The sequence below is a fragment of the Leisingera sp. ABM4_101 genome (assembly GCF_056158725.1).
The window spans coordinates 39,992-53,535 of the sequence record NZ_JBSWTV010000002.1 but is presented as its reverse complement, the minus strand read 5'-3'; the positions used below and the strand labels follow the sequence as shown (position 1 = coordinate 53,535).

The 13,544-nt window shown below is 63.1% G+C and carries 9 protein-coding genes; 5 read left to right on the top strand and 4 right to left on the bottom strand.

The features are described from left to right. Positions 1–6: 6 nt before the first annotated feature. From ACXAEK_RS01305 to ACXAEK_RS01295, 3 genes are all read right to left on the bottom strand, one after another. Positions 7–1,074, bottom strand: coding sequence for an amino acid ABC transporter permease (locus ACXAEK_RS01305; RefSeq protein WP_475039361.1), 1,068 nt, complete (start codon positions 1,072–1,074; stop codon positions 7–9). Between the two features lie 13 nt (positions 1,075–1,087). After that, entirely contained in the window at positions 1,088–2,257 is a 1,170-nt protein-coding gene (locus ACXAEK_RS01300) for an amino acid ABC transporter permease (RefSeq protein WP_475039359.1), read from the bottom strand. A gap of 61 nt (positions 2,258–2,318) precedes the next feature. Then, positions 2,319–3,353: a transporter substrate-binding domain-containing protein gene (locus ACXAEK_RS01295; RefSeq protein ID WP_475039357.1), complete on the bottom strand. Its 1,035-nt coding sequence runs from the start codon at positions 3,351–3,353 to the stop codon at positions 2,319–2,321. Between the two features lie 134 nt (positions 3,354–3,487). Here ACXAEK_RS01295 and ACXAEK_RS01290 point away from each other — a divergent pair, with 134 nt between their 5' ends. From ACXAEK_RS01290 to ACXAEK_RS01275, 4 genes are all read left to right on the top strand, one after another. Next, positions 3,488–4,222 (top strand): GntR family transcriptional regulator, encoded by a 735-nt coding sequence (locus tag ACXAEK_RS01290; RefSeq protein ID WP_475039355.1) that lies wholly within the window; start codon positions 3,488–3,490, stop codon positions 4,220–4,222. 524 nt (positions 4,223–4,746) lie between these two features. Then, complete coding sequence (locus ACXAEK_RS01285) at positions 4,747–6,252, top strand: trimethylamine methyltransferase family protein (protein ID WP_475039353.1); 1,506 nt, start codon at positions 4,747–4,749, stop codon at positions 6,250–6,252. Between the two features lie 4 nt (positions 6,253–6,256). Then, positions 6,257–8,674, top strand: coding sequence for a GcvT family protein (locus ACXAEK_RS01280; protein ID WP_475039352.1), 2,418 nt, complete (start codon positions 6,257–6,259; stop codon positions 8,672–8,674). Between the two features lie 4 nt (positions 8,675–8,678). Continuing rightward, a complete protein-coding gene (locus tag ACXAEK_RS01275) occupies positions 8,679–11,093 on the top strand; it encodes a GcvT family protein (RefSeq protein WP_475039351.1) in 2,415 nt (804 codons plus the stop codon). Between the two features lie 42 nt (positions 11,094–11,135). Here the strand turns inward: ACXAEK_RS01275 and ACXAEK_RS01270 are convergent, their stop codons facing one another. Then, positions 11,136–12,062, bottom strand: a complete 927-nt coding sequence (locus ACXAEK_RS01270) for a LysR family transcriptional regulator (RefSeq protein ID WP_475039349.1) — start codon at positions 12,060–12,062, stop codon at positions 11,136–11,138. 104 nt (positions 12,063–12,166) lie between these two features. Between ACXAEK_RS01270 and ACXAEK_RS01265 the strand changes: the two genes are divergently transcribed. Beyond that, positions 12,167–13,543, top strand: coding sequence for an aminotransferase (locus tag ACXAEK_RS01265; protein WP_475039347.1), 1,377 nt, complete (start codon positions 12,167–12,169; stop codon positions 13,541–13,543). Position 13,544 lies beyond the last annotated feature (1 nt).

Sequence of the window (13,544 nt, the reverse complement as noted above, 5' to 3'; positions counted from 1 at the left end):
CCTCCCTCAGCGGCTGGCAACGGCCAGGCGGCGTTCCAGATAGGCGCCGTAACGGGACAGCGCGAAGACGAAGACAAAGAAGATGAGCGCAACGAAGCTGTAGACTTCGATATGAGCAAAGCTCCATTCGGCGGTGCCAAAGGCCGCATTGCCCGAGGCCATCACATCAAAGAAGCCGATGATCACGACCAGCGAGGTCTCTTTGAAGGTGATCACGAACTGGTTGATGGTCGGCGGCAGCGCGTTGCGGAAGGCCTGCGGCAGCACGATGTAGCTGATGCGGTGCCAGTAGGACATGCCAAGCGCCTTGGCGGCTTCTTCAAGGCCTGCGGGCAGCGCCTGCATGCCGCCGCGGATGATTTCGGCCTGATAGCAGGCAAAGAACAGCGCGTAGCCGACGATGACGCGGTAGAGCTTGTCGCCGATCAGCCAGCCCGGAAGCACAAAGGGCAGCACGATGGCAAAGGTGAACATGATCGACAGCAAGGGCAGTGAGCGGATGGTGTCGATCACCAGCCCCATGGTGCGGGCGATCCACGGCAGTTCTGAGCGGCGCAGCAGGGCAAAGACGATGGACAGCGGCATGCCGATGATGGCGACGGCGGCAAAAACAAAGATGGTCAGCGACAGTCCACCCCAGCTTTGCGGCGGGATTTCCTTAAGCCCGAAATAGCCGCCCGCCATGAGCACATAGAAGGTGGCGAAGCCTGTGAGCCACAGCACCGGCAGGCGTTTGGCGTTCCAGAACCAGGGGACGCAGGACAGGGCTGTGACCAGCACGATGGCGGCGCAGGCGATGGCAGAGCGCCACTGCTCTTCGAACGGGTAAAGGCCGAACAGGATGAGCCGCCAGCGCGCGTCGATCACCGACCAGCAGGCGCCGGCATCATGGCCGCACAGTTCCTTGTCGGCGGCGCTGAACACTGCGTCCAGCACAGCCCAGTTCAGCAGGCTCCACAGGATCCACAGGGTGATGGCGCCGAAGAGGACCGACATGGCGGTATCCAGGCGGGTGGCAAAATAGCGGGTGCGGATGTGATCCAGCAGGGTGGGGCGGTGGTAGGTCTTGGCCATGGCGTGTGTTCCCTCAGATCCGCAGCTGTGTGCCTTTGAGCTTGATCGCGTCGTTCACGCGATTGAGCACCCAGGCCATGGAGTAGTTGATCAGCAGGTAGCCCCCCATCAGGATCCCGATCAGCTCCAGCGTCTGGCCGGACTGGTTGATCGAGGTGGAGACCACCATGAAGAAGTCCGCGAACCCGATGGCGATGCCGATGGTGGTGGCTTTGAACAGCCAGACGTACTGGTTGATCATCGTCGGCAGCACCACACGGATGGCCAGCGGCAAGCGGATGCGGCTGAAGATCTGCCAGCGGGTGAGGCCCAGGGCATGGCCGGCCTCGCTCTGGCCGCCGGGGATGGCGTTGAAGCCTGCGCGGATGATCTCGGCGATATAGGCGGCGCCGTAGATCGAGATGGCGATGATGCAGGCCAGAAGCTCCGGCGAGATGCGGATACCCTCGCGGTAGTTCAGCCCCTTGAGGTAGGGCATGTTGACCAGCGGAGTGTCCGGCAGGCGGCCGAGCCACATCGACAGGATCCCAAGGATGATGGCACCCAGCCACAGGCTGCGGCGGAGCGTTTTCTTGCGCGCCTTGCCCATCCGCGAGAAGCGGCGCGCGGCACCGAGCCAGAGTGACAGGCCGAAGGCCGCAAGCAGGAATAGGAAGGCGAGAAAGACGGAGCCGCCGGAGACATTCAGGCCAGGCACAAAGATGCCGCGGCCCGTGAGGGCAATGGAGTCCCAGACAAAGGGCGCCTGTTTCGGTTTCGGCAGCCCTATCAGCAGCGCGTACCAGAAGAACAACTGCAAAAGCAGCGGCACGTTGCGGAAGATCTCGACAAATGCAGTGCCCAGCAATTCAGCCATGCCGTTGCCGGAGGTGCGCATGACGCCTGCGGTGACGCCCAGCACGGTGGCCACAGTCAGCCCGATGGCGCCGACAAACATCGAGTTCAGCACGCCGACCAGGATGGCCCGCCAATAGGGGGAGGATGTGGAATAGTCGATCAGGGAGAAGTTGATCTCCCACCCGGTGGCGCGTTCCAGGAAGCCGAAACCGGATGTCAGCCCCTGGGCCTCCAGGTTGGTTTGCGCAGTCAGCACAAAGACCACGATCATGATGAACAAGCCGCCGGTGAATCCGGCCTGCAGCCCGGCGTCGCGCACGGTTTTGCTTCTGAGCAATGCTGTCATTTTCTCTCCCCCCTTTGTTTGATGGGCAGAGCCAGTCGGCTCTGCCCGGGTTCAAACCGGATCAGTCGATGATCATCGGGTAGAAGACGCCGCCCTCGGTATAGAGGGCGTTGATGCCGCGGGGCAGGTTGTAGGGCGATCCGGAGCCGATGTTGCGCTCGTAGATCTCACCGAAATTGCCGACTTCCTTGATCATGTTGTAGGCCCAGTCGTCCTTGAGGCCGAGACGCTCGCCGTAGCCCGGGGTGACGCCCAGGAATTTGCCCACCGTGGTGGAGGGCGGGTTGGCCTTGAACTCGTCGACATTGGCGGAGGTGATGCCCTGCGCCTCGGCATACCAGAGCGAGTTCAGCATCCAGTTCTGAACATCCAGCCAGTCCGGGTCGCCCTCGGGCACGATGATGCCTTCGGCTTCCAGCTCCAGCACGTCCGGCAGGATCACGTGGGCGGAGGGGTCTTCGGCCTCGACCCGGGCGGCGGCCAGGCTGGGCGCCCATTCGATCAGACCGTCGCAACGGCCGCCGAAGTAGGAGGTCCGCACCTCGTCGCCTTTTTCAAAGACGATGATCTCGGCGTCGATATTGTGGCTTTCCAGGTAGGAGGCCAGGACCCGTTCGGTCGAGGTGCCGGCCGAAACGCAGATCGAGCCACCGTCCAGATCCGCCACGCTTTCCGCTTCGGTTTCGGCATGGGCCATCACCTGGAAGGCGCCGATGAAATAGGGGCGGCTGTAGGCCAGGTTCAACTCGGTGTCGCGGCTTTGGGTCCAGCCGGAGACCTTGATCACCACGTCGATGTCGCCCGACTGCAGCGCGGGCCAGCGCTGAGCCCAGCTGATCGGTACGATTTCCAGGTTGCCGTCGGACTGGCCGAACAGGCCCGCCGCCAGCGCCTTGCACAGGTCGATGTCGACGCCTTTCCAAGTGCCCTGATCATCCACCTCGGCAAAGCCCAAGAATGAGCCGTTGTGGCCCGAGCACAAGAGCGAGCCGCGCTCCAGCACTGTATCAAGGCGCCCATCCGCGGCCGCGCCGGATGCTGCAAGCGCCATCACGCCGCCCGCTGCGGTTCCAAACCAATTTTTTATCGTTGCCAAAATTTCCTCCACCATTGTCGACATTTTGTAGACATGATATTTGTCGACACATTGGCGACAAGTCAATAGATTTGTTTCAGGCTCCTTTTCCGCTATCAACGGGAGCACAGAAAACTTTGAAGAGAGGCAGCTTCATGAGCGCCACAACAGCCGCAGGGGCCAAGCAGCCTGCAAAGCAAGCTAAGGGAGGCGGCGCAAAACATGTCTATGATGTTCTCAAGACGGAGATTCTGTCGCTGGACCTGAAGCCGGGAGTGCCGCTGGATGAAACCTCTCTTGCACAGCGGTTTGCGATGTCCCGCTCGCCGATCCGCGAGGCTTTGATCCGTCTGTCCGCAGACGGGTTGGTGGAAATGCTGTCGAACCGGTCAACGCTGGTTGCGCCAGTGAACCTTGCGGATTTCCCGCGCTACGTGGAGGCACTGGATCTCAATCAGCGCATTACGACGCGGTTGGCCGCACAAAATCGCCAAGCCGCGGATCTTGAGCGTATGCGGGAAAGGGCCGCAGCCTTCGATGAAGCCTGCAAAAGCGGTGGCCATCTGAAAATGTCGGCGACGAACAAGGATTTTCACCTGGCTGTGGCCGAAGCCGGCAGAAACCCCTATTTTACGAGGTCGTATGGAATGCTTCTTGATGAAGGCCGGCGAATTCTGCACATGCTGTTCGACTACATTCAGGAGTCGGCTGAAGACCAGCTTCTTGGATCTGAGCATCATGAGATGATTGACGCCATCGAGGCACGTGACGTGGAGCGCGCGGATGCACTGGCACATGCGCATACCCGAGGGTTTCACGACCGTTTCAGGCGTTTTATGGGTGCCAACTATATCACCGACATCGAACTGCAGGTCGGCTATTCTGGTTAGGCCGGCACGGTACGGTAAACTCCTGCTGCCTGCAGCCAGATGCTTGCTGAAAAACTCTGGCTTGGAAAGTCGGCTGGGTGTGTCCTCTTTCACAGTTCTCCTTTAGAAGTAGGCGGTGTGCCGATTGTTGTCCCAAAAGCCAGCGTTCCTCTGCCAGTGAAGTCTTCTGCTGCTATGCTGAGGGAAGTGGGGATCAAAAGAGCGGCGTAGAACCGCAAGCAGGACGAGAGCGTCACGCATCCGTGGCGAGATGAGCTTCGTATCAGGCAATGATCGTGGCGGAATGTGATCTGCAATTCCCGCATCGCTGAGCCGGTCTGCCGTTGTCTTTGAGGCCGGTAGGGCGCACCGCAGATACTCTGCTGATACCCCATATTCCGCTTCATCGCAGCAAATTGTGGATAGGTTGCCTTGGGATAACCTTGGGTGAATTTCATTCATCAAAGTGTGTAAATAATGGAATTGAGCTAATCTTTTGCTCTTCCTAAGATGCCGCCAAGACGCACATCAACAAGGACGCGCGAATGCGGCGAACACGATCAAAACGTGGAGGCAGACCCTTTGGGTCACAGCTGACCCAGCCGCCCGTGGGCGGCCGCCTTATGCCGCTGGATGACAGCAAGCTTTGGTATATCACAGACACGGCTTTCGACATTCTGGAGCAGATTGGCGTTTCGCAAGCCCCTGAAGACATTCGCGAACTCGCACTAGGCAACGGGGCGCTGGCGCGGGCGGATGGACGGATCACCTTTCCCCGCGCGCTGGTTGAGGACATGATCGCAAAGGCCTGTAAGCGGGTGGAGCTGCCCGGCTTCAATCGCGACCGGGGAATCGAGGTAGGCGGCGGCCGGGTGCACATCGGCACCGGTGGCGCCGCGGTGCAGGTGCTGGATGCAGCGACGCAGACTTTCCGCGATTCAACGCTGCAGGATCTTTACGGGCTGATGCGCATTGTCGACGCCTGCGACAGTATCCACTACAGCCTGCGCCCGGTGGTGGCGCGGGATCTGGAGGACCCGCTGACACTGGACATCAACACCGCCTTCGCGGCGATGAAGGCCACTTCGAAACCGATCGGCACCAGCTTCTTTGAAGCCGCCAATGTGGCGCCGGTGGTGGAGATGCTGGGCGCAGCCCTGGGCGATACCCCCTTTGTGGCGCAGCCGTTCTGCTTTGCCTCGATCTGCCATGTGGTGCCGCCACTGACTCTGGCGGAGGAAGCCTGCGGCGTGATGCGGGAATGTGTGCGGCTGGGGATGCCCTTGCAGATCTGCTCGGCAGCACAGGCCGGCGCCACCAGCCCGGCCTCGCTGGCCGGCGCCCTGGCACAGGGGCTGGCAGAATTGCTGGCAGGGCTGGTGCTGGCCAACATGATGCGCCCCGGCTTTCCCTGCATCCTGGCCTTCATGCCCTTCATCTCGGACCTGCGGACCGGTGCGATGACCGGCGGCTCGGGCGAGGCAGCGGTTGCGAATGCCGCCGCCGCACAGCTGCTCTTGAACCTGGGTCTGCCGTCGACCGTTTCGGCCGGAATGACCGATGCCAAGACCGCGGATGCGCAGTCGGGCTATGAAAAAGGCTACACCATCGCGCTGGCGGCCCAGGGCGGTGCCGACATGATCAACCTCTCGGTTGGCATGCTCGGCTCAATCATGGCCGCCAGCAAGGAGGCGCTGGTGATCGACAACGACATGTGCGGCGCGATCCTGCGCTCGGTGCGCGGGGTGGAGATGTTCGACAGCGCCATCGATCTGGACATGATGGAGCAGGTGGTGACGGGCGAGGGCCATTACCTCGGCACCGCGCAAACCCTGGAGCTGATGACATCGGAGTATGTCTATCCCCAGCTCGGCGACCGCCAAAGCGTGAACGACTGGCTGGAAAGCGGCGCGCTGACGGTTTGGGACCGAGCGGTGGCCCGTGTGGCCGAGATCGAAGCCCAGCCCGTACCGGACCATTTGCCTGCCGACATCGAGGCCGCCATCCGCGCGCGCCTGCCCATTCATCTGCCCGAGACCCTGAAAGCGTGACCTCATGAAGACCCAAGCCAAAGTTGTGATCATCGGCGGTGGCGCTGTTGGCGTGTCGACCCTCTACCACCTGGCCAAGGCGGGCGTGACCGACACGCTCTTGATCGAAAAGAACGAGCTGACCTCGGGCTCCACCTGGCATGCGGCGGGCAATATTCCGACCTATGCCAATAGCTGGGGCGGCATGCGCGCGGGCAATTACGCCTGGCGGCTTTACAAGGATCTGGCCGGGGAGGTGGATTACCCGATCACCTACCGCCACACCGGCGCCTTCTGGCCTGCCCACACAGAGGAGCGGATGGATCTTTTCCGGCACCTGGTGGGGATCTCCAAGGGGCTAAGCTATGAGATGCGGATGCTGACCCCGTCTGAAATGGACGCTATGCATCCCTATTTCAGCTCTGGCGACAGCATCATCGGCGGCATCTATGACCCTTATGAGGGCGATGTGGACCCCTCGCAGCTCACCCAGGCGCTGGCCAAGGGCGCGCGGGATCAGGGCGCGGCGATCCAGCGGTTCACCAAGGTCACCGGCATCAGACGCCGCGCATCCGGCGAGTGGGAGGTGGAGACAGACAAGGGCAATGTGCGCTGCGACATCGTGATCAACGCAGGCGGCTACTATGGCCGCCAGGTCGGTGAGATGGTTGGGCAAAAGCTGCCCGTCGTTACGCTGGAGCATCAGTATCTGGTCACCGACAGCCTGGCGGAGCTGGAAGCAAACCCCGAAAACTTCCCGCTCGTGCGCGATCCCGACATCATGTACTATCTGCGCCGCGAGCGGAACGGGCTGCTCTTGGGCTCCTACGGGCACGAAGGCCGCCCCGCCTGGCTGGACGGGATGCCGGATTGCTTTGCCAACCAGCTTTACCCCGACAGCGTGGATGATATCGCCGAGATCCTGGAGGCGGCGCTGGCGCATGTGCCGCTCTTGGGCGAGGCGGGTGTCAGCCGTTTCGTGAACGGCCCGATCCCCTACAGCCCGGATGGCGCGCCCTTGTGCGGCCCGGCCTTCGGCTTGCCGAACTTCTACCACGCCTGCTGCTTCCCGGTGGGCATCACCCATTCGGCGGCGGCGGCGAAGACGCTGACCGAATGGATCACCGGAGGCGAGCCTGAATGGGACATGTCGATGTGGGACCCGCGCCGGTTCGGCGAGGAATGGGCGACGTTTGACTACACGGTGAAACGCTCCAGCGAGCTTTATGAAAACCAGTATGCGATCCCCTATCCGCACCGTCTGTGGAAATCGGGTCGTCCGGTGCAGACCACACCGCTTTATGAGACGCTAAAGGGCAAAGGCGCGGTGTTCGGCCAGGTCGCGGGCTGGGAACGGGCGTTCTGGTTTGAAACCGATGCCATCAAGGACGATGGCAAGCTCAGCTTCCATCACGAAGCCTGGCATGATGCGGTAAAGGCCGAATGCGAAGGCGTGCGCGACAATGTGGGCGTGATGGATCACGGCGGCTTCACCCGCTACGAGGTCGAAGGCCCCAAGGCGACTGAGTTCCTGAACCATGTGTTCTGCGGTGCGATGCCGAAGGTGGGCCGGGTCAAGCTCAGCTACATGCTGACGCCCAAGGGCAAGCTCTGGTCCGAGGCCACCATCGCCCGGCTGGAGGAGAACAAATACCTCTTGTGCGGCCCGACGCTGGCGGACCAGCGCGACCACGACTGGATGTCGCAATTCCTGCCGGAAGAGGGCGTGACCCTGCGGCGCGGCTCGGAGTTTGACGCGGCGCTGATGGTGATGGGGCCGAAGTCCCGCGATGTGCTGCAGCCGTTGACCCAGGATGACCTCTCGAAAGAGGCAGCGCCTTGGATGTCGGTGCGTGGGATCACCATTGCCGGCGTGCTGGCGGTTGCGCTGCGGGTCTCTTATGTGGGCGAACTGGGCTGGGAGCTGCACATGCGCTCGGCCGATCTGGTGACAGTCTACAGCGCCATCATGGAGCAGGGCGCGGACAAGGGCATGGTGGAGTTCGGCTCTTATGCCTTGAATGCGATGCGGATCGAGAAGGGATACCACGGCTGGGGGTCGGATTTTGGCATCGAATACACGGCCTTTGATGCGGGGCTGGACCGGTTTGTCAGCAAAAAGAAAGACAGTTTCGTTGGCCGCGATGCGTTTATGGCCCAGGCCGAGCAGGCGAAGGGCTACCACTTCACCGCCTTTGTCCTGGAGGGCCACGGCGCGGATGCTCTGTCCTCGGACCCGATCTGCCGCGATGGCAGGCCGGTGGGCTATGTCAGCTCCGGCGGCACCGGCTTCCGCATCGGCAAGCGGATTGCGCTTGGGTATCTGACGGTTGCCGCGCAGCCGGGCGAGGTCTTTGACATTGAAGTGCTGGGCCAGCCGGTAAAGGCAACGGTTGCCACGGTGCCGTTCTACGATCCCGAAAACGACCGGCTGCGGGGGTAAGGAGATGGCAAAGCCCCTTCCCACGGACGTGCAGGTCGCCATTGTCGGCGGCGGCATTGTTGGCTGTGCAACGGCCTACCACCTGGCCAAGGCTGGCTGGCCAGTGGCGCTGTTCGAGCGCAAGAAACTGACCTCCGGCACCACCTGGCACGCGGCCGGGCTGGTCAGCGAGACCCAGGGCGTGCCGGTGATGACGGCGCTGGCAAAGTATGGCCTCGACCTGATGGAGAGCCTGGAGGATGAAACCGGCCAGAACACCGGCTTCAAGCGCAACGGGTCGATGACGCTGGCGCTGACGGATGCGCGGATGGAGGAGCTGCGGCGCAAGGTGGATTATGCCCGCGGCTGCGGCATCCGCGCGGAAGAAATCAGCACGGGCGAAGCGCTGGAGCGTTGGCCGCTCTTGTCTGCCCACGACGCCAAAGGCGCCTTCTGGTTCCCCGGCGACGGCTATACCAACCCGATCGACACCACCATGGCGCTGGCCAAGGGCGCCCGGATGAACGGCGCGCAGATTTTCGAGGACACCAAGGTCGAACATGTGGTGATCGAAGGCGGCCGTGCCGTAGGCGTGGAAACTGCGCAAGGGCTGGTGCGGGCCGAGCATGTGGTCAATGCCACCGGCATGTGGGCACGCGAGTTCGGGCTGAGCCACGGCGTGCAGGTGCCGCTGCATTACACCAACCATTACTATGTGGTGACCGACCCCATCGAAGGCGTCACCGGCGATCTGCCGGTGCTGCGGGTGATGGATGAATACGCCTATTACAAGGAAGACGCAGGCAAGCTGCTGATCGGCTGCTCGGAACCGAACGCCGCCCCCTGGCTGCCCGAAGGCGGCCTGCCGGAGGCTTTCGAGTTCGACGAGCTGCCCTGCGACGAAGAGCACCTCTATCCGGTGCTCGAAGCAGCAATGGCACGGGTCCCGGCGCTGGCGGAGTCGGGCATCCGCAAATTCTTCAACGGGCCGGAGTGTTTTACCCCGGACGCCAAGCACTACCTTGGACCGGTCACGGAGGTGAAGGGGCTGTGGGTGGCCGCCGGTTTCAACTCCACCGGCATCCAGAACGGCCCCGGTGCGGGCAGGGCGCTTGCGGAATGGATCATGGCCGGACATATGACCATGGATCTGACGGATGTGGACAGCCGCCGGATTGTGCCGGGTCTGAACGCCCGCAGCTATACGGCTGCCAAGGCGGCGGAAACGCTGAGCCACGCCTATGCGATGCACTGGCCCTATCTGCACAAGACCGAAGCCCGCGGGCTGCGGCGCACGCCCTACTATGGTCACCTCAAGGCCGCCGGAGCCCAGTTCGCCAGCGCCAATGGCTGGGAGCGGCCGCTGTATTACGGGCGCGGAATGACCGATGGTTTCGGGCGGGAGCCTTGGTTTGACGACTGGAAAGCCGAACATGAGGCCCTGCGCAACGACCTCGGCATGATCGACCTGACCTTTGGCCGCTTCATCGTGGACGGGCAGGGGGCCGAGGCGCAGATGCAGCGCCTGTGCGGGGCCAATATGGCGGTGGCGCCGGGGGCGCTGGTCTATACCCATATGTTCAACGCGCAGGGCGGGATCGAGGCGGATGTGACCGTCGCCCAGCTGTCCGCAAGCCGGTACCTGGTGATGGCGTCGGCCGGGGCGGAGCCGCAGACCGGAAGCTGGCTGAAGACGCAGCTGGAGGGGACCGGTGTCAGCGTGGTCAACGTGACCTCCTCCGAGGCAACGCTGGCGGTGATGGGCCCGCGCGCGCGGGACTTCCTGCAAGGGCTGAGCGGCGCGGATCTGTCGGACGGGGCCTTTCCCTTTGGCAGCTTCCAGGACCTGCACATCGGCCATTGCCCGGTCAGGGCGCAGCGGATCACCTATGTGGGCGAGCTGGGTTGGGAGCTGCATGTGCCGGCGGAGTTTGCGCAGGCAGTGTTCGAGGCGGTGATGGCCGCCGAGGGTGCGCCGCGGCTCTGCGGCGGCATGGCGGTGGACAGCTGCCGGATCGAGAAGGGCTTCCGCCATTGGGGGTACGACATCGGGCCTTTCGACGGCCCGGTGGAAAGCGGCCTGGGTTTTGCTTGCGATTTCACCACCGGGTTCACCGGCAAGGCGGCGATCGAGGCCAAGCGTGCGCAAGGTGCTGCCAACCGCCTGCTGTGCTTCCGGCTGGAGGATCCGGAGGCGCTGGTCTTTGGCAAGGAACCCATTCTGCGGAACGGCGAGGTAGTGGGGCGGCTGACCTCGGCCAGCTATGGCTGGACGGTTGGCGGGGCCGTGGGGCTGGGATACGTGGCAAGGCCCGGCGGCGCGGCGCTGAAGTCGCTGGAAGGCGGGGACTATCTGATCCTGGTGTCGGGAAAACCCGTGGCCGCCGCGGCCAGCCTGCGGCCGTTTTACGATCCCGGCAACAAGCGGATGCAGGGGTAAGGCTGAAACGGCGTTTCCAGGGATGTGCCTGCCCATCGGACCTTAGGTCACGTGGAAGCCTGCGTCCGGCAGGGCGCACCATTCCGACAGCAGCTCCGCGACCTGGCGGATCGGGTCGCCGTCTTCCATGTCCTCGCTGCGCAGCGCGGCGCGCCAGGGTACGTTGATGCCCTCGGCGGTGACCCGGGCGCCGACGATGCGGCCTTCGTTCAAAGCCGCCTGCAGCGCCCAGCTGGACAGCACGCTGGTGCCGAGATCTGAGGCGACCAGCTCAATGATCGCCTCGGGCAGCTCGACCGTGGCGGCCCATTTCGGGTAGGTCTCGGTCGGGCGGAACAGGCGGGCGAACTCGCGGTCGGGTTCGGGTACTTTGGTGTAGGTGATGAAGGGCTCGCCGACGATGTCGCTGCCCTCCACATGGTCCCGCCCCGCCAGCCGGTGGCCGGGGGCGGTGATGTAGAGCAGCGGGTCCTCGAACAGCGGCAGGCTGGTGAGGCCGGCCTGGCTGACGGCACCCGAAATCACCGCGATGTCGATATGGCGGTTCAGCACGCCGGACAGGGGATCGCTGCGGGCGCCGGCCATGATCTGCAGGTCGATGCCGTCGGCGCGGGATTTCAGGAACTTGATGAAAGCGGGCAGCCAGCGGTAGTTGCTGTAGGCCTCGACCGAGAGCCGCACCACGTGCTGCACCCCGGCATTCATCCGCCGCACGTCCTCCTCGGCGCGGCTGAGATCCGACAGGATGCGCTCGGCCACAACCGCCATGTAGTCGGCCGCAGGCGTCTTGCGCAGCTTCTTGTGCAGGCGGGTGTAGAGCGGCACATCCAACCGCCGTTCCGCCTCGCGCAACCGGTGCGACAGCGCCGAAGGTGTCACTCCCAGGATCTTGGCGGCATCGGTGATCCGGCCGGTTTGGTTGATTGCCTGGATCAGCTGCAGGTGGCGCAGGTCGAGGAGCGGTTTCATGGGATTTTGCCTGAAATTGATTCACTAAAATGAGAAAACTTCGAGATTGATACTCAGTCAAGATGGCGCTGAAATCGCCGCAAGGATTTGCTTTGGAGCCAGACATGAACGCCGACGCCAAACGCTCGATCGAGCAGGACAAAGCCCACCACGTGCACCCGCAGTCGAACCTGCGCCAGCATGCGGAGAACGGGCCGACGATGATCACCCACGGCAAGGGCGTGTACATCTATGACAGCGAGGGGCGCGAGATCATCGATGGGTTCTCGGGCCTGGGCTGCGTGTCGCTAGGCTATCACAACGAGCGCCTGGCCAATGCCGCGGTGCGCCAGATGAACACGCTGCCGTTTGCGCCGACCTTTTACAACCGGTCGCATCTGAAAGTGGCAGAACTGGGCGAGCGGCTGACCGCGATGGCGCCGAACGGCATGACCCGGGCGATGTTCCAATGCTCAGGATCTGAGGCCAATGACACCGCGATCAAGCTGTTGTGGTACACCAACACCGCCAAAGGCGAGCCGGAGCGCCGCAAGGTGATCGGCCGGGTGCGCGGCTACCACGGCAATACGGTGGCCACAGTGTCGCTGTCGGGCCAGCCGCATATGCACGCCAAGTTCGGCCTGCCGCTGCCGGAGTTCAAGCACACCGAACTGCCGAACTACTACCGCTTCCACATCGACGGCGAGAGCGAGCAGGAGTTCTCGGCCCGGATGGCCGCCAAGTTCGAGGAGCTGATCCTGTCGGAAGGCCCGGAAACCATTGCCGCCTTCTTTGCCGAGCCTGCAATCTCGGGCGGCGGCGCGCTGATGCCGCCGGAGGGCTACTGGGACCAGATGCAGGCGGTGCTGCGCAAATACGATATCAAGCTGCTGGCCGATGAGGTGGTCTGCGGCTTCGGGCGCACCGGCAATATGTGGGGCTCGGAGACCTGGGGCATGAAGCCCGATATGGTCACTTGCGCCAAGGCGCTGTCGGCGGCCTTCTTCCCGGTCTCGGCGCTGATGTTCAAGGACGATATGTATGCGGACATGATGAAGAACTCAGACGAGGTCGGCGTCTTCGGTCATGGCTATACCTATGCGGGCCACCCGGTGGGGGCGGCGGTGTCGCTGGAGGCGCTGGACATCTATGACGAAATTGATTTGGTCGGTCATGTGCGTAAGGTGAGCGACCGGTTCTTGAGCCGTTGCCACGCAATGGCGGACCATCCGCTGGTCGCGGAGGTGCGCGGCGTCGGGCTGTTCTGCGGCTTTGAACTGATGAAGGATGGAGGGGCGCGCGAGCCGTTTGATCCGTCCTGGAAAGTGGGCGAGCTGGTGCAGAACTTTGCCCATGACCGCGGGCTGTACCTGCGGGCGATCGGCGACCGGATGAGCTTCATGCCGCCGCTGATCATCAACGAGGACGAGATTGAGATTGCCACCGAGCGGTTCAAGGGCGCGCTGGATGACGCCTGGGCCGTGGTCAAGGCAAAGATGTAAG

What these genes read in the sequence shown, in the direction of transcription:
- ACXAEK_RS01290 (WP_475039355.1), top strand. Translation starts at nt 3,488, where the DNA reads ATGAGCGCCACAACAGCCGCAGGGGCCAAGCAGCCTGCAAAGCAAGCT.
- ACXAEK_RS01275 (WP_475039351.1), top strand. Translation starts at nt 8,679, where the DNA reads ATGGCAAAGCCCCTTCCCACGGACGTGCAGGTCGCCATTGTCGGCGGC.
- ACXAEK_RS01270 (WP_475039349.1), bottom strand. Translation starts at nt 12,062, where the DNA reads ATGAAACCGCTCCTCGACCTGCGCCACCTGCAGCTGATCCAGGCAATC.
- ACXAEK_RS01305 (WP_475039361.1), bottom strand. Translation starts at nt 1,074, where the DNA reads ATGGCCAAGACCTACCACCGCCCCACCCTGCTGGATCACATCCGCACC.
- ACXAEK_RS01300 (WP_475039359.1), bottom strand. Translation starts at nt 2,257, where the DNA reads ATGACAGCATTGCTCAGAAGCAAAACCGTGCGCGACGCCGGGCTGCAG.
- ACXAEK_RS01280 (WP_475039352.1), top strand. Translation starts at nt 6,257, where the DNA reads ATGAAGACCCAAGCCAAAGTTGTGATCATCGGCGGTGGCGCTGTTGGC.
- ACXAEK_RS01285 (WP_475039353.1), top strand. Translation starts at nt 4,747, where the DNA reads ATGCGGCGAACACGATCAAAACGTGGAGGCAGACCCTTTGGGTCACAG.
- ACXAEK_RS01265 (WP_475039347.1), top strand. Translation starts at nt 12,167, where the DNA reads ATGAACGCCGACGCCAAACGCTCGATCGAGCAGGACAAAGCCCACCAC.